General features: G+C 66.4%; 17 protein-coding genes. 7 read left to right on the forward strand and 10 right to left on the reverse strand.

Annotation, left to right across the window (positions count from 1 at the left end; genetic code table 11):
• Positions 1-47: 47 nt before the first annotated feature.
• Positions 48-599, reverse strand: coding sequence for a TetR/AcrR family transcriptional regulator (locus D6B98_RS27130; RefSeq protein ID WP_126260066.1), 552 nt, complete (start codon positions 597-599; stop codon positions 48-50).
• A gap of 119 nt (positions 600-718) precedes the next feature.
• On the opposite strand from D6B98_RS27130, the gene D6B98_RS27135 reads away from it, so the two are divergent.
• Positions 719-1,570, forward strand: a complete 852-nt coding sequence (locus tag D6B98_RS27135; protein ID WP_126260068.1) for an oxidoreductase — start codon at positions 719-721, stop codon at positions 1,568-1,570.
• Between the two features lie 69 nt (positions 1,571-1,639).
• Entirely contained in the window at positions 1,640-2,641 is a 1,002-nt protein-coding gene (locus tag D6B98_RS27140) for an NADP-dependent oxidoreductase (RefSeq protein ID WP_126260070.1), read from the forward strand.
• Between the two features lie 12 nt (positions 2,642-2,653).
• On the opposite strand, the gene D6B98_RS27145 is transcribed toward D6B98_RS27140, so the two are convergent.
• From D6B98_RS27145 to D6B98_RS27170, 6 genes are all read right to left on the reverse strand, one after another.
• Positions 2,654-3,451 (reverse strand): adenylate/guanylate cyclase domain-containing protein, encoded by a 798-nt coding sequence (locus D6B98_RS27145; RefSeq protein WP_126260072.1) that lies wholly within the window; start codon positions 3,449-3,451, stop codon positions 2,654-2,656.
• A 132-nt stretch (positions 3,452-3,583) separates the two neighbouring features.
• Positions 3,584-4,774 carry an adenylate/guanylate cyclase domain-containing protein gene (locus D6B98_RS27150; protein WP_126260074.1) on the reverse strand — a complete coding sequence of 397 codons (1,191 nt, stop codon included), beginning with the start codon at positions 4,772-4,774 and terminating at the stop codon, positions 3,584-3,586.
• A 115-nt stretch (positions 4,775-4,889) separates the two neighbouring features.
• Complete coding sequence (locus D6B98_RS27155; protein ID WP_126260076.1) at positions 4,890-5,474, reverse strand: HutD/Ves family protein; 585 nt, start codon at positions 5,472-5,474, stop codon at positions 4,890-4,892.
• Positions 5,471-6,403: an alpha/beta fold hydrolase gene (locus D6B98_RS27160; RefSeq protein WP_126260078.1), complete on the reverse strand. Its 933-nt coding sequence runs from the start codon at positions 6,401-6,403 to the stop codon at positions 5,471-5,473. Before D6B98_RS27160 ends, D6B98_RS27155 begins: the two co-directional genes overlap by 4 nt.
• A complete protein-coding gene (locus D6B98_RS27165; protein ID WP_126260081.1) occupies positions 6,400-6,969 on the reverse strand; it encodes a DUF2087 domain-containing protein in 570 nt (189 codons plus the stop codon). Before D6B98_RS27165 ends, D6B98_RS27160 begins: the two co-directional genes overlap by 4 nt.
• A gap of 241 nt (positions 6,970-7,210) precedes the next feature.
• On the reverse strand, positions 7,211-9,307 hold the full coding sequence (locus tag D6B98_RS27170; RefSeq protein ID WP_126260083.1) for an adenylate/guanylate cyclase domain-containing protein: 2,097 nt from the start codon (positions 9,305-9,307) through the stop codon (positions 7,211-7,213).
• 310 nt (positions 9,308-9,617) lie between these two features.
• On the opposite strand from D6B98_RS27170, the gene D6B98_RS27175 reads away from it, so the two are divergent.
• Genes D6B98_RS27175 through D6B98_RS27190 form a run of 4 tightly spaced genes read left to right on the forward strand, consistent with a single transcriptional unit; the run spans position 9,618 to position 12,162 of the window.
• A complete protein-coding gene (locus tag D6B98_RS27175) occupies positions 9,618-9,923 on the forward strand; it encodes a BufA1 family periplasmic bufferin-type metallophore (protein ID WP_126260085.1) in 306 nt (101 codons plus the stop codon).
• 43 nt (positions 9,924-9,966) lie between these two features.
• Positions 9,967-10,884, forward strand: coding sequence for an MNIO family bufferin maturase (gene bufB / locus D6B98_RS27180; protein ID WP_126260087.1), 918 nt, complete (start codon positions 9,967-9,969; stop codon positions 10,882-10,884).
• Entirely contained in the window at positions 10,874-11,653 is a 780-nt protein-coding gene (locus D6B98_RS27185; RefSeq protein ID WP_126260089.1) for an HvfC/BufC N-terminal domain-containing protein, read from the forward strand. Before bufB ends, D6B98_RS27185 begins: the two co-directional genes overlap by 11 nt.
• On the forward strand, positions 11,653-12,162 hold the full coding sequence (locus D6B98_RS27190) for a DoxX family protein (protein ID WP_126260091.1): 510 nt from the start codon (positions 11,653-11,655) through the stop codon (positions 12,160-12,162). Before D6B98_RS27185 ends, D6B98_RS27190 begins: the two co-directional genes overlap by 1 nt.
• 189 nt (positions 12,163-12,351) lie before the next feature.
• Here D6B98_RS27190 and D6B98_RS27195 read toward each other — a convergent pair whose 3' ends face one another.
• Genes D6B98_RS27195 through D6B98_RS27205 form a run of 3 tightly spaced genes read right to left on the reverse strand, consistent with a single transcriptional unit; the run spans position 12,352 to position 14,430 of the window.
• Positions 12,352-13,197: an SDR family NAD(P)-dependent oxidoreductase gene (locus D6B98_RS27195; RefSeq protein WP_126260093.1), complete on the reverse strand. Its 846-nt coding sequence runs from the start codon at positions 13,195-13,197 to the stop codon at positions 12,352-12,354.
• A gap of 11 nt (positions 13,198-13,208) precedes the next feature.
• Positions 13,209-13,760 (reverse strand): carboxymuconolactone decarboxylase family protein, encoded by a 552-nt coding sequence (locus tag D6B98_RS27200; protein ID WP_126260095.1) that lies wholly within the window; start codon positions 13,758-13,760, stop codon positions 13,209-13,211.
• Complete coding sequence (locus D6B98_RS27205; protein ID WP_126260097.1) at positions 13,738-14,430, reverse strand: TetR/AcrR family transcriptional regulator; 693 nt, start codon at positions 14,428-14,430, stop codon at positions 13,738-13,740. The genes D6B98_RS27200 and D6B98_RS27205 overlap by 23 nt, the downstream gene beginning before the upstream one ends.
• A 203-nt stretch (positions 14,431-14,633) precedes the next feature.
• Between D6B98_RS27205 and D6B98_RS27210 the strand changes: the two genes are divergently transcribed.
• Entirely contained in the window at positions 14,634-15,599 is a 966-nt protein-coding gene (locus D6B98_RS27210) for a Bug family tripartite tricarboxylate transporter substrate binding protein (protein WP_126260155.1), read from the forward strand.
• The last annotated feature ends 79 nt before the right edge of the window (positions 15,600-15,678 follow it).

Consider the following 15,678-nt stretch of genomic DNA (forward strand, 5'->3'; position numbering starts at 1 on the left):
CAGCGCGGCCGCTGTTCGAAGTTACGTCTCTCTGGGTCGAGCGCTATTCACTTCAATATTGCGTTCCGCGTCGCGCGAAGAATGTCGTCCGACAGCTTGGGATCGTTCACCGCGCGGGCGAGCACGAGAGCGCCGACCAGGGCGGCGGTCGCTACGATCGCCTGGTCGTCGCGCTGCCGCGGCTTCAAACCGGACGGCAGGCGGCTGCTCAGCAGCGCGATCACGCCCCGCAAGCCGGCGGTGAAACGCTCCTTCACGCCGCTGCTTTGGCGTGACACCTCACACGCCAGCGCCGCAAAGGGGCAACCGCTGGCCGGAGCGTCGCGATGCGCCGGCGAGAGGTATTCCGACACGTAGTCGTCAAGGGCGAAGCCCTCGGACAATTCCTTCCCCTTGGCGCTGATCGCATGGGCGACCGCTTCCTCGACCAGCCGCTCCTTGGAGCCGAACTGACTGTACAGGCTGCCGTGAGTCATCCCGGCCGCCTCGGCGAGAGCGTCGACACCGACGCCGGCGATGCCGCGCTCCCGCATCAAGCGGGAGGCGGCATTGAGAATGCGCTCGCGGTTCTGGGCGGCCTGTTCCTTCGAAACGCGCATCAGACTGGTCCTCGGGCACCGGGCCCTTGACAATTATCATTACGGTCGTCATGTATATCATTAGTTACGATCGTAATCAAAACATTTCACAGCCCGTGGCCGCGTCGGAGACCCAGCCCATGAACAAGATGAAACCCCAGGTCGCGCTCGTGACCGGCGCCTCGTCCGGGATCGGCGAAGCCACGGCGGCGCGGCTCGCGCAGGCCGGCTACAAGGTCTACGGCACCAGCAGACGGGGGGCACAGATCCGCAACCAAGCGTTCGAGATGCTGGCCCTCGACGTCACCCGCGACGAGTCGGTGGAAGCCGCCGTCAGCGAGCTGATGCGGCGCGAGGGCGGCATCCACCTGCTGGTGAACAATGCCGGTTTCGGCGTCGCTCCTGCCGGCGCGGAAGAGAGCTCGATCGAGCAGGCCCGTGCGATCTTCGAGACGAACTTCTTCGGACTGGTCCGGATGACGCGCGCCGTCGTGCCGCACATGCGCCAGCAGGGCCATGGCCGAATCGTCAACATCGGCTCGGTGCTTGGTTTTCTGCCGATGCCTTATGGCGCGCTCTATGCCGCGACCAAGCACGCGGTGGCCGGCTATTCGGAATCGCTCGACCATGAGCTGCGCACGAGGGGTATCCGGGTCTCGGTCGTCGAGCCCGCCTACACCAAGACGCCGTTCGATGCGAACTTCATGGAGCCCGACGCCAAGCTCGACGCCTATCACGAGGCGCGCTCCGGCGTGACCAGGCGGGTGAACGAGGTGATGGCGACGGCCGAACAGCCCGGCGTCGTGGCCGAGACCGTGCTGGAGGCGGCGAGCGCCGCGCGGCCAAAACTCCGATATTCCGCCGGCAAGCTGGCGAAGCGCCTGCGATTGCTTCGCCGATTTGCGCCTGCGAGCCTGGTGGATGCCGGGCTTCGAAAAGACCTGCGGCTCGATATGCCGGCAGCAGCGCCCCGCACCGCCCGCGCCTTCTGACGGCGACAACCGGCATGGGCAGCCTGCTGCTCCTGCGACCGCGAAGAACCTTTGGGCCGAGAGGAAAACATGAAAGCTCTGATCTTCAAGCGTTACGGCAGGCCCGATCAGGTGGAGCTGGCCGACATCGCCCGGCCGAAGCCCGCACCAAACGAAATTCTGGTCGAGGTTCACGCCGCGGGCCTGAACCCGATCGACAACATGATCCCGAAGGGAACGTTCAAGCCCATCCTCAAGTTCGATCTGCCGGCCACGCTCGGCAGTGACCTGGCAGGCGTGGTCGTCGAGGTGGGAAACCGCGTGACCCGCTTCAAGCCGGGTGACGCCGTCTTCGCCAGCATCTTCGACCTCGGCACCGGCGCACTCGCCGAGTTCGCGCGCGTGCCGGAGAATGCCGCAGCGCTCAAGCCGGCAAACCTCGACTTCGTGCAGGCGGCCTCGATCCCGATGGTCGGCCTGACGTCCTGGCAGGCGCTCAAGGAGAGGATCGGCCTCACGCCGGGGCAGAAGGTGTTCATCCCCGCGGGCGCCGGCGGCATTGGTACTTTTGCGATCCAGCTCGCGAAACATCTCGGAGCGAAAGTCGGGACGACGACCAGCACCGGAAATGTCGACCTGGTGCGCAGCCTCGGAGCTGACGAGGTGATCGACTACAAGACACAGCAATTCGAGGACGTGCTGCGCGGTTACGACGCCGTGCTTGGGACGGTCAGGGGCGATGCGATCGAGAGGTCGCTTCGAATTCTGAAGCCGGGCAGCAGGATTGCCTCGCTCGTTGGTCCGCCGGACGCCGCGTTCGCGCGCGGACGGGGCATGAACATCTTCATGGTGCTGCTGTTCGGCTTGCTGAGCTGGAAGATCATTCGCAGGGCCCGCTTGGCTGGCGCGACATATTCGTTCCTGTTCGTGCATCCCGACGGCGGGCAGCTCGCCGAGATCGGCGCGCTTCTCGCAGCCGAGCGCATCCGGCCGGTGATCGACAAGGTGTTTCCGTTCGACCAGGCAAAACAGGCGCTTGCCTATCTCGAACAGGGACGAGCCAAGGGAAAGGTCGTGGTGCAGATGAGGTGACGGCGGCGGCCCTCACCCCTCGACCCGCCACAGCCTCCACCGTTCCGGCACGCCCTTGAGCCGGTGCACGCCGTGATCCTTCAGGCTGATCGCAGACTGCGTCTTCATCAGCTCCCTGATCGCGCTCGACACCAGCACCTCGCCGGGGCGCGCCTTCGCCGCGACGCGGGTGCAGATGTGAAAGGCAAGGCCGACCATCTCGCCGCCGCTGATGGTGTATTCGCCGGCGTGCAAGCCGATCCGGATCTCGAGGCCCAGCGTGCGCATGGCCTTCTGAATAGCGGTCGCGCACGCGATGCCGGCGTCCGGTTTCCTGAACGTGGCCAGCACGCCGTCGCCCGTCGTCACGACTTCCTTGCCGCCGCACGTCTTCAGCTCCTTGCGGACAGCGGCGTAATAGTGGCCCATGATCTTGGTCCAGCGCGCATCGCCGAGCTTGGCGGCTTTTGCGGTGGAGCCGACGATGTCGACGATCAGGATCGTGGCCAGCGCTTGCTTGAGCTCGGCGCTGCGTTCGGCTGATCGGCGCCGGGGCGCGATCGGCCCAGTCAGCGGTTCGTAGCGATGATTGCGGCGCCGGGCGATCGCGGCCTTTGTGTAATCCTGGGCGCGCTGCGCCGTGCCGCAGCGTATGGTCTTCTCCTGCGGCACCCGCGCCCAGTAGACCCTTCGCCCATCGCCGGCGCCATGAACCTCCACGGCGCCCCACTTCAGGAAGACCGCCGAACCAACCCGCCGGACACACCACGCCTTCGACGTGTACCCGGATACGTTCGACTGATGGACTCCGATGCGAAGAAATTTGGGCATGTGTGCAGCTGATCACAGGACCATGGGCTGGCCGCGGCGAAGCGTAGTTGCACATTCCCGCGTTTGCAACAGACGGGCCTCGGTTCGGAAGCTCGCCTTCGGCCGCGGCTTCCATCGCCCGGCAATGCCGCCTCAGCCGTGATACGCAAACAGCTCGATCGGATCGCTGAAGCCGCGCACCTCGTGCTTGCCGACGTGCTCCAGCTCGAACTTCGGCTGCACCAGCTCGGCAAAGTCGCGCGACAGCAGCACCTTCCGTCCCAATTGCTTGGTCAGCGCTTCGAGGCGCGAGGCCATGTTGACGGCGGGGCCGATCACCGTGAAGTCGAGCCGGCTGGCCGATCCGATATTGCCGTACATGACGTCGCCGACATGGACGCCGATGCCGTAGTTCAGCGGCGCGCGGCCGGTCGCGTTGTTCCGCTCGTTCAGGGCGGCCATGGCCAGACGGGCTTCGGTGACGGCATGGAGCAGGTTTGCGCAGGCGTTGGGATCTTGAAGCGGAAAAATGGCGAGCAGGCCGTCGCCGATGAATTTCAGGATCTCGCCGCAGTGCCGCGCGATCGGCTCCGACATTGCGTCGAAATAATCGTTGAGCAGATCAATAACGTCGTCGCGCGGCCAGTTGTCGGAAATCTTGGTGAAATCCCTGAGATCGCAGATCATGATCGCGGCGCGCACCGTCGTGCCGGTGCCGCGCCGGGTGGCGCCGGCCAGGATGAGCTCGCCGGCATGGGAGCCGACATAGGTCTCCAGCAGGGTGCGCGCCAGGCGGTTCTTGATACGGATCTCGCTGACCAGCGCCAGCACCGGCAGGAGCTTCTTGAGGGCGGCGATATGCGCATCGTCGAACCCGCCGGTACGGTCGGTCGCGAAGGTGACGATGTGGCGCTTGCCGAGCGTGTGGTAGAGCGGCCAGGCGATGTAGTCGGTGAGTCCCTTGGCGCGCATCTCGTCATAGAGGGCGTGCTTGCGGCCGAGCGAGGGATCCTGCTCGAGCCTCTCGCGCAGCTCGGTGGCGCCGTCATGGATCTCGTGGGCGGCGCTGCCGATATATTCGGACCGCTCGCGAACTTCATAGTCGACCAGCGCAATCTCAGCCTCGCGGCTCCCGTCGGACCACATCATGCGGGCCCCGAGCCACTGCGGATGATTGATCAACACGTGGAGCGTCGCCCGCTTGACGGGAATGCCGGCCTGCTGGAGGCGGATGCACATCTGCGCGAAAATGTCGTCGATGAAGCGCTCGTCGCGCGTGCCGTTGGTCAGCCAGTCGACGACACCGTCGGCTTGCGTGGGGGCATTGTCGGTCGGTGCGTTCATATCCTGCCCCTTACAGCTGTGGCCTGCATCAGGGCAGATATCGTGCCCCGGCTTCGCCGCGTCAACCTGGCCAGTTGCATGGATTGTGCGCACCGGGCTGTCGGGCCGATGCCGCCTAGCCAAGAAGCCGGACCGAGCCCAGCACCGCCAGCCCCGACACCAGCGCGAGCTGCGAGACCGCGGCGAGCTCCACCTTCAGCGTGTCTTCGTGCGAAAGTGAAAATTCCTCACCATCGAGGCGAATGCGGCAATCGCCGCGCGCGGCATAGACCAGATGCGTGCCGGCGGCGAGCCGCCTCTCGCCGGGCTCCATGAGAGCCACGAGCTCGATCTCCGCTGCACCGCGCCGGGCCATCAGGTTCACGACCTCGACCGGGCCTTCTTCGAGCGCGGTCACGATCTCCATCTCGCCGGTGAAGCGCACCGTCGTAAAAGGTTCACGCTCGTCGAACTCCTGCGTCGGCGACTTCAGCACCAGCCCGCGCCCATTGACGACCATCTGCAGCCGGTCGATGCCGGGCATATGCGAGAACGGGCCGGGTGCCACGATCGGCGTGCTGGCAAAGCGCCACAGCAGGCTGCTCCAATCCCTCGCCGCCGCGTCGGCGCGCCAGGCGCCCGCAATGTCGGTGAAGGTGCCGCCGCCGTTCTTCCAGGGCGAGCGGGTGTAGTCTTCGGGTCTAAGCAATATCGTCTTCATGGGAGAGTCTCGGTGCGATGAAGGGACGGAGCGTGTTCGCGCGCGTCGAGCAGCGATTCAGCCTCCTTGCGCACCAAGTCCAGATGCGTGAACAGCGAGACGTGGCCGCCGTCGGGCAGCGCCAGCAGCTTCGCCTGCGGAATGGCCCGGCAGACGTTCTCGGCATGCGCGAACGGTACGACATTGTCCGCGCGGCCGTGCACGACCAGAGTGGGCGCCGAGATCGATCCCGCGGGCAACTGCTCCAGCGCGGCAAACTGCGCGATGTCGTTGACGGTCCCCGGCAGCCGGGCGGACAGATGCTCGAACACACTCGACTGCAAGGCGCGCAACAGCGGACCGGCCTCGGGATGGCGAAGGGTGCGTTCGCGCATGGCCTCATCGGGAATGGCGCGGCGGGCACCGGCCTGCGGATTCCGTTCGGCCCGCCACTTCAGCAAGTGAGGCAGTCCGGGAAGGCGCGCAAGGTGGCGCATCAGGCGCAGGCGCGCTTCTACCTCCGGCGGCGTTTGCAATTGTCCCGTGCAGGCCGAGACCAGCACGAGCGAGCGGCAGCGCGAGGGGTGCCGTGCGGCGAATTGCAGCGCCGAGGGACCGCCGGCGGAAACCGCGACCACCGCCGCGTTCGCAATCCCGAGCGCGTCGAGCAGCGCTTCATAGACATCAGCCTGTTCGTCGGGCGAGGCGCCGAGCGCGAGGCGCGAGCCGAGATAGCCCGGGCGGGACACGGCCACCACCCGCTTGTCTCTGAGCGTCATGGCGAGGGCGCGCGCCAGCAGCCACGACTGGTCGTGGCCGCCCATGCCGCCATGGATGGCCAGGACGGCCGTGCCCTCGCCCGCGATTGCGCATTGGACTGTCCCGCGGGAGGTCTGCACCCAAACCGGAGCAGGCCCGGCGAGAGGCAATACGTCAGGACTTGCGGTCATGGCGCAGCCTCCGGCCGGCCGGATGCGTTGGCTTTGAGATGTCGCAGGAGCGCGGCCGCCTCCATCGGAGGCCGACGCTCGATCCTGCGATAGGCTCGCCCATCGGCGGTGCGGGAAACCAGGCCGTGATCGCATAGCGCGCGACGGAGCAAGGCATCGTCGGCAAAAGCGTGCTGACGATTCAACAGCGTCTTCACGTCCGCCTCAGCCAGACTGCACCGCGGCGGGAAGCCGGCCCACAACACCCAGAGGCTCAGCTGCTGCAAATTGTGACGGGCCGGCCAACGCAGCAGCCTGCCGTGATCGTCGAAATGGCGCGCCGCGCGCTGCACGCGTTTCAGATCGACCGCATCGGCTCGGGGCGCGGGACTGCCGCGGTCGTCCACGGGTTTGCCGACCGCACCTGCCCGGAAGTGCTGGTAGTTCTTATGTCCCGTCGCACGCGCAAGAATGTTGAGCAGCTCGACGTGCCCGGGTGGCGACGTCCGCTCCAGAAGCTGGGCGCGCACGGATTTCGCGAGCGCGGAGATGTCGCCCGCAACAAAGGCAATGGGAGTTCTGGCCATGACCAATCCTCAAAGTGCCGATCCGGATAGGATTGTCGGAGGTCACCGGCTTACGACGCGGCACGAGGTTTGGTGTCGGTTCGATTGAGCCTTGCAGGTTTAGCTTCCCTCGCGGGACGGTGACGCCTGGGTGAACTGCAGACCCACGCAATCCTTACTATAGACGCCCGGCGGGCTCAAGAGCCTGATGTGAGGTACGGATGGTGTGATTGAAGCGCCAGCGTCATGGATTCCGACGCCGCTATTTCGTCGCCAATGTCGCCACGGCCCGCCAGGCGGCACCGGGCGCGGCCGATGCGAGCTGCCGGCAGCGGTCGCGCATCAGCTCGGCGGGACGATCGTGGCGGCGCCGTTTCAACACGGCCTCGAAATCGGCCAGCGCATCGGTGAACCGCCGCGCGCGATAGGCGGCAAGGCCGCGCTCGTAATCCGCGATCCAGCCGATCGCCCCGCCGTCGACGGCCTCTTCGTCCACCATCCCGATCAATTCGTGGACCAACAGTCCCTCCTCCCGGCCGTAGACCGCGATGCTGTCGACCTCGCGCGTGATGACGGCGCCGCGCGCCAGACGTGCGGTCGTCTCGCCGATCAGGATCTGCGTGCCATAGGATTTGTTGGCGCCTTCGAGCCGGCTGGCGACGTTCACGGCATCGCCGATCACGGTGTAGTTCAGCCGCAGCTCCGAGCCGATATTGCCGACCAGCATGCGACCCGAATTGATGCCGATCCGGATCTCGAGCGGCTGGCCGAGATCATCGACCAGACCGGACTCTTCCACCGCCTTGCGGCAGGCGAGCGCCGCACCGCAGCATCGCGCGGCGTGATCGCCTTGCGGCTGCGGCGCACCCCAGAACGCCATCACCGCGTCGCCGATGAACTTGTCGATCGTCCCGCCATTGGCGACGATGATCTCCGAGGTGACGTCGAGATAGCGCGACAGCAGCGGCACCACGCGGTCGCCCAGCCGCTCCGACAGCCCGGTGAAGCCGGCAATGTCGATGAACATCACGCTGAGCTCCTGGACATTGCCGCCTGGCCTCGCCTCGACGCCCTGACGCAGCAGGCCGCGGACCAGATCGGCCGGGATGAACTTGCGGAAGGCAGACAAACCGGCCGCCATCTCCGCGATCGCGCTGGACAGGCTCGCGATCTCCTTGAGCCGCGACGGATGGCGGCGGACCTGCTCCAGCGCAAAAGCTTCGACATGGCGGAGCTCGCCGGCGACGCGTGACAGCGGCGCAGCGATGACTGAGCGCGCCAGCATCGCGGAGGCCAGCGCCGCGAGCACGGCGCCGATGGCAAGGCCGAGGATCAGGCGGTGCAACGTCGTCTCCACCGGGCCGAGGAATTCCGCCTCCGGAATCACGGTGGCGAGCGACCAGCCGGGAAACGGCAGCGGCGTCAGCGCAACCTCATAGGCCGCGCCGGCCGAAATGAGCCGGCTCCGCCACGCCTCCTTGCGGCCGGCCTCCCCCGCCTTGTCGAGCGCTGCGCGCGCCAGCGGCAGCAGCGAGGTGTCGCCGCGCGCCGGATGGAGCTCGTCGGCGTCCTTGTCCGGTGCCGCGACCAGTTCGCCGCTGCCATCGACGATGAAGCCAGTCCCCGTGCGCCCGACCTCGAGCTGCGACAGGAAGCGCGCGAGCCTCGTGTATTCGATGATGACGGACAGAACGCCTTGCCGCTCCTGATAGACGTCGATCGGCCCCGCGAATGCGATCGACGGCCGCTCGCCGGTCGCGTGGTCCGTCACCCTGAACCATTGCGGTTCGTCCGCGTCGAGCCCGGCCCTGAACCAGGCCTGATCGGCGACGCGAAACGACGTCGGCTCGAAACGGCGATTGGCGAATTCGATGTCGCCGGGAACCACGTCATATTCATCGACGCGGCGCTGGCCCGGATGATCGGTCAGCGAGATCTCCATCATCTCCAGGCGACGATCGCCGAGCTTGTGCGCGGCGAAGAAGGAGCCGTCGGGCCAGCCGAAAGCGACCCAGGAGATCGTTGCCTGCGACTGCAATTGCGAGAGAAACACGAACTCGCGCTTGTCGGCCTCGCGGGTGTCGAGCACGTTCTGCAGGAACAGGGTGCGGATCGCGGTGTGCGCGGCGCGCGCCTCGTCGACGATGGCCGAGACCTCCTTGCGCACCGCCGCCACAATCTGCTCGTTGATGGTCGAGGCGAGCTGCCGGCTGGTCGCCTCCGCCGTGCGCCACCAGAGCAGGCTGGAGAGCGCGGCCGTCAGCAGGATCGCCGTCAGGACCAGCGCGGACACCGCGAGGCGAATGCTGACCGTCAGCCCTGCGATCGCACGAAGCCGTCGTTCGTGATCAACCTTCATCGCGTCTTCCTGCCGGTCCATTCGAGCCACTGACATTGCTCTACGCCGCCAGCGCGCGTCCGTTACGTCTGGCAGGAACGAGCCCCCGCCGCCAATGCGCGGCGGCTACCGTGTCGATAGACCCTAGGCATTGGCTTTGAGCCGAGGCTTGCCCGCAAATACCGGCCCAAGCGCACCGCGCGGTGCGCCCGATCCAATCGGTCTCACGGGTTTGTGAGCAGCCGGCAAGTAACCCCGGCTGCGCGCGCAGCGAAGGAGACCATGCGCGCATTGCCTGCTAGGCGATGCCATCTCGAACAGGAGAATCTCGATGTCTGCCAAGCATGCCGTCACCTCGCTCGTCCTCGCCGGCGCCATATCCACCGCGCTCGCGACCCTCGCCGCCGCCGGCCCGCTGACCAAGGCCGAGGGCGATGCGGCCGTCGCCGCCAAGAAGGAGAAGTGCTTCGGCGTCGCGCTGAAGGGCCAGAACGACTGTGCGGCGGGACCGGGCACGACCTGCCAGGGCACCTCGACCGTCGACTACCAGGGCAACGCCTGGAAATTCGTGCAGGGCGGCACCTGCACCAGCATCGAGCTGCCGGGCGGCAAGAAGGGCTCGCTGAAGCCGGTGTAACGGCCGGCGCGATATCGCCAGCAGGCTCGAACGGAGCAGCACGATGAGCACGGTGACCAAGTCGACCGGACCTGCGGCCGTGCCGCTCCGTTTCGCGACGCCCATCGGCGGCGTTGCCGGGACGAGCTTCAAGCCGGAGCATCTTTCGGCCATCTTCGCGGCCGGGCCTCGGCGTGGCTTCTTCGAGGTCCACGCCGAGAACTACATGGGCGACGGCGGTCCGCCGCATCGCGCGCTGGAGGCAATCCGCCGCGACCATTCCCTATCCCTGCATGGGGTCTGCATGTCGATCGGCGGGCCGCGGCCGCTCGACAAGGCGCATCTGGCGCGCTTCCGCGGCCTGGTCGCGCGCTATCAGCCGGCACTGGTGTCCGAGCATCTGGCATGGTCGACCCATGAGACCAGCTTCTTCAACGATCTCTTGCCGCTGCCCTATACCGAAGCGGCGCTTGCTTGCGTCTGCGACCACATCGACCAGGTGCAGGAGGCAATCCGCCGTCCGCTGCTGCTGGAAAACCCCTCGACCTACGTCGCCTTCCGCGAATCCTCGATGCGCGAGACCGAGTTCATTCGCGCAATTGCAGAGCGCACCGGCTGCGGGCTGCTGCTCGACGTCAACAATGTGTTCGTCTCCGCCGCCAATCACGGCTTTTCGGCGCTCGACTATCTCGCGGACTTCCCGCTGTCACGCGTTCAGGAAATTCATCTTGCCGGCCATGCCGAGCAGGCCGACGACGAAGGCGATCTGCTGTTGATCGACAGCCACGACGGCCCGGTGGCGGATGCCGTCTGGAAGCTCTACGAGATCGTCATCCAGCGCCGCGGCGCGGTGCCGACGCTGATCGAATGGGACAGCAGGATTCCGGACTGGCCGGTGCTGCAGGCGGAAGCCGCTGCCGCACAGGTGATCCTCGACCGTCATCAGTCCGCAGAGATGGCAGGAGAGCGTCATGCGGCCTGAGCCCGGCTTGTCCTTTGCCACTTCGTTCGCGCAGGCGCTGCTGGATCCCGCGCGCGAAACGCCTGAGATCGTGACCGGCCCGAACGGAAAGGCCGCCAGCCGGCGCTACGATGTCTACCGCAACAATGTCACCGTCAGCCTGATCGAGGCGCTGGCCGCGGTCTATCCGGCGGTGCAGCGCATCACCGGCGCCGAGTTCTTCCGCGCCATGGCGCGCTTCCATGTGCGCAGCCATCCGCCGACCTCGCCGCTGCTGTTCGAGTATGGCCGCGAGCTTCCCGGGTTCATCGAAACCTATGAGCATGCGCAGGCGATGCCCTGGCTTGCCGATGTCGCCCGCATCGAACGGGCCTGGCTCGATGCCTATCATGCGGGCGACGCCGCGCCGCTGTCCCCGGCCCGGCTGTCCGCGATTGCCCCGGAGCGTCTGGCGGACGCTGTCTTCATCCCACATCCGGCGATGCGGATCGTTCGTTCGCGGTACGCTGCGGTGACGATTTTCGCCGCCAATCGCGATGACGCACCGGTCGAGCGCATTGATGCGTCCACGCCGGAGGACGCACTGATCACACGGCCCGAATTCGACGTCGCGGTGCGGCATCTTCCCGCCGGCGGCGCCGTCTTTGCTGCCTGCCTCGCATCCGGCCAGCCGCTCGGCGAAGCTGCCGCGACAGCCCTGGATGCTTCGCCCGACTTCGAGATCGCCTCGAACATAGCCGGCCTGATCGAGGCCGGTGCATTCACCTCGCTTGCTGCTGGAGACGCATGATGATCACGGACCAACGCATGGCGACCGGCGGCGGTCTGCCGTCGCCCTGGCTGCTCGTCGACAAGGCCAATCAGCTGGTGCAGGCGATCGCCGTCCCCTCGCTGGTCCTGCTCGTGATGCGCCTCGCACTCGCGGTGCCGTTCTGGCGCTCAGGTCTGCTCAAATGGGACGGCTTCCTCAGGCTCAACGACACCGCCGTGACGCTGTTCAGCGACGAGTTCATGCTGCACCTGCCGGGCGGGCCTTACCACTTTCCTGCGCCGACTGTGATGGCATTCCTGTCGGGCTCCGGCGAGATCATGTTTCCGATCCTCCTCGTGCTCGGACTGGGCACGCGATTCGCAGGGCTTGGGCTGCTGTTCATGACTGTCATCGTCGAGCTCACGGTGCCCGACGGCTGGCCGATCCACCTCACCTGGGCGGCCATGGCGCTCGCCCTCATGGCCTACGGACCCGGACACATCTCGCTCGATCACCTCATCTGCCGCGCGCGATCGCCCGCACGGTAGGCACAGGTTTGCGTATCCACATGCACCGCCGTCATCCTGAGGTGCGCGCCCTTGCTCGCCTCGAAGGATGGGCCGCGGGCGCCTGTAGCCCATCCTTCGAGGCTCACCTCGCGATGCTCTCGCATCGCAAGGTAAGCACCTCAGGATGACGGTTGTGGGTGTGGTCAGCAGTAGTCCGGATGGAGCGCTTCACATCCCGCTCAGGCCGCTATCCACCGCGAGCGTCTGTGCGGTGACGTAGACGCTTTCGTCGGACAGGAAGAACAGCACGGCATAGGCGACCTCCCACGCCGTGGCCTGGCGGCCGAACGGGATGTGGCCCTTGCCGCGATTGGGGCGGCCGGCGCCGGCTTCGCGGCCGTTCGGGGTGTCGACGAGGCCGGGATAGACCAGATTGGCGCGGATGCCGCGGCGCGCGCCGAGATGGGCGATGTTGCGCATCAGGCCGCCGAGGGCGGCTTTCGAGGAATCGTACACCGCCATTTGCGATCCGGCCTTCAGCGCGGCGATCGAGGAGATGAAGACGATGGCGCCGCCGTCGTCGAGTTTCGGCAACGCGGCGCGGCAGCACAGCATGGGGCCGCGAACATTGACGTCGTAGATCCTGTTCCACTCTTCCGGGCTGACGTTATCGAGGCCGGTCTTGCCGAAGGTGCCGATGTTCAGCACCATGCCGTCGAGGCCGCCCATGGCGCGATGCGCCTCCTCGATCATGCTGACAACATCGGCCTCGCGCGTGACGTCGGCGGCAATGGCAAAGGCCTCGCCGCCTTCGTCGGTGATGCGCTTGACGGTCTGCTGCGCGGAGGCGTGGTTGAGATCGGCGACCGCAACCTTCGCGCCCTCGCGCGCACACAGAATGCTCATGGCGCGGCCGTTGCCGATCGGATCGGTCACGGCATCGAACACGCGCTGGCCGCCGCCGACGATGAGGATATGGCGGCCTTTCAGTCGCGCCCTGCCCGGTGCATCACCCAGCGATTCCGCGCTCGGCGGACGGACGTAGCGCTCCGGTTTGCTCTCGGTCTCCGCCATCGCCAGCCGCCTTATGTCTTGCCGCCGTCATAGACCTTCATGCCGGCGGCGGGATCGAGATCGGTTTCGGTCGCTTCGGTGAGGCGCGCCATCATCATGTAGAAGCCGAGCGCGACGATGGACTCCACGATCTCCTGATCGCTGAAATGGCGACGCATGGCAGCGAAAGTCGCCGCGGCAACGCGAACGTTTTCGACCACCTCGCGGCCGAAGTTCAGCAGCGCGCGCTCGGCCTCGCTCAAGGCCTTCGCATCGTAGTCGCCGCGCTCGACCGCATCGACCTGGGCCTGCGTGCAGCCGACGCCGAGCGCGATCGGCACGTGCTGGCGCCACTCATAGGCGCCGCCCTCTAGCTGCGCGGCCTGGAGGATCAGAAGCTCGCGGTTGACGGAAGATAGCTTCTGCCTGTGCAGGATCGAGTTGCCGAGCCGCATCGCCGGAATCATGTTGGCCTCGGCGTGGGCCATCATGCGGAAGATGTTGAGCTTGACCGGCATGCGGTCGAACGAGGCGCGGATGTCGCCGCTGGTCGTCTCCGGATCAATCAGAGGCAGCCTTGCCACGGTTCTCTCCCTTTGGCTTTCTTTTCTTGTTGTCGGTCTCGCCGCCCGCCGCGATCAGCGACAGGAAGAAGGCGAGATAGCGGTCGATCGCTTCAAGCACCTTCGCCCGCGGCGAAGGTGCTGCGCCCATCACATAATGCTCGAGACGGATGTAGATCAGGCCCGCCGCGAACAGCCGGGCGGTCTCGCGCGGATCCGGCGTCGACACCAGGCCGGCCAGCGCGAAGCCGCGGAAATAATCCGTCATCAGGCTCTGCTCGCGCGCGTAGAAATGGTCGGCGAATTTGGCGCGGATGCCGGGGACGCGGTTGCGCTCGGCGGTGATGACCTTCTGGAACTGGTGCTCGCGCGGATCGGACCATTGCTCGACGAGGTCGAGCGCAAACTGGCGGCAGAACGCGGCAGGCTGGCGCGCGAGCTGCTTGTAGCGCGGCTCTTCCAGCCGGCTCGCCGAACTCGCCGGACCGTGCTCGGCCACGATCGCCTCCAGGATCGCGGCCTTGCCGGGAAAATGGTTGTAGAGGCTGCTCTCGCGGATGCCGACGCGGCGCGCCAGCTCGCGCATCGAGGCGCCGCCATAGCCGCTCTGCGCGAACAGGTTGAGCGCTTCGGTGAGGATGCGCTCGCGCGTCGTGGGCGCGGCCGCAGCGGTGGAGGTATGGACAACCATGGCGGCTTGACTAACGAACGATCGTTCGCTAGTCAACCGTACGAACGATCGTTCGTATTCATGTCATAGGCGACGATCGTCGACCGCGATGCAGCAACAATCGGCACGCGGGTGGCATTCAACTCCGTTCGATAAGCGGAGAGCAATCGGGAGACAACGCCATGGCACGCCTCGCCCGCCTCTTGCCCGCGCGGCAAGCCATCATGACGCTTCGCCTCGTCACATCGTCATTGCTGATCCTGTCTGCGGCGGCGCCCGCATCCGCCGAGGATCCGGCCGCCTATCCCACCCACAAGATCAGGATGCTGTTGCCCTACGCGGCTGGCGGCGGCGGTGACGTGGTCGGCCGGCTGCTTGCGGACAGGATGGGCAAGACGCTCGGACAGAGCATCTATATCGAGAACCACACCGGTGCGGCCGGCACGCTCGGCACGCAGATGGTCGCGACATCTCCGAACGACGGCTACACCATCACCGTCGGCGGCATGACCACGCATGTGCTGGCCCCCGCGATCTATCCAAAGCTGCCCTACGATCCGATCAAGGATTTCACCACCATCGGCCGCGTCGGCACCTCCTCGATCATGCTGGTCGCGACCAGGAATTTCGCCGCCAATGACATCAAGGGCCTGGTCGCGCTGGCCAAGAAGGGCGAGCCGGTCCAGTACGGCAGTTGGGGTGTCGGCTCGACCGGGCAGTTCTGTGCCGAAATTCTGATGCAGCAGACCGGCATCAAGATGGATCACGTGCCGTTCAACGGCATCGCGAAACTGGCCGGCGACCTGCTCGGCGGCCACATCTCGCTGGCGACGCTCGATGTCGCGACCGCGACGCCGCTGGTGAAGGACGGCTCTATCAAGGCGCTGGCCGCGTGCGGCGAGCGTTCGCCGAGCCTGCCTGACGTCGCCAGCTACAAGGAGCAGGGTGTGCCGTTCGACCGCAACCTGTCCTGGGCGATGTATGCGCCGGCCGGCCTTGCCGAACCGATCGCGAAGAAGCTGTCGGCGGCGCTGAAGGAGGCGCTTGGCGATGATCTGGTGAAGGGGAAGCTGCTCGCACTGGGCATCACGCCGCAATTCGTGCCCGGCGAGGAGCAGCGCGACATCAACGCCCGCGACATCGCAGCCTGGAAGCAGGTTGCCAAGGACGCCGGCATCGAGGTCAAGTGAACAGGAACGTCGCAGGCAGCTCGCATGCGGCCATCCTTCGAGACGCCCGCCTGCGGCGGGCCCTCAGGATGAGGTCCCC

The sequence above is a fragment of the Bradyrhizobium sp. LVM 105 genome (assembly GCF_003957705.1).
Lineage (GTDB): Bacteria > Pseudomonadota > Alphaproteobacteria > Rhizobiales > Xanthobacteraceae > Bradyrhizobium > Bradyrhizobium frederickii.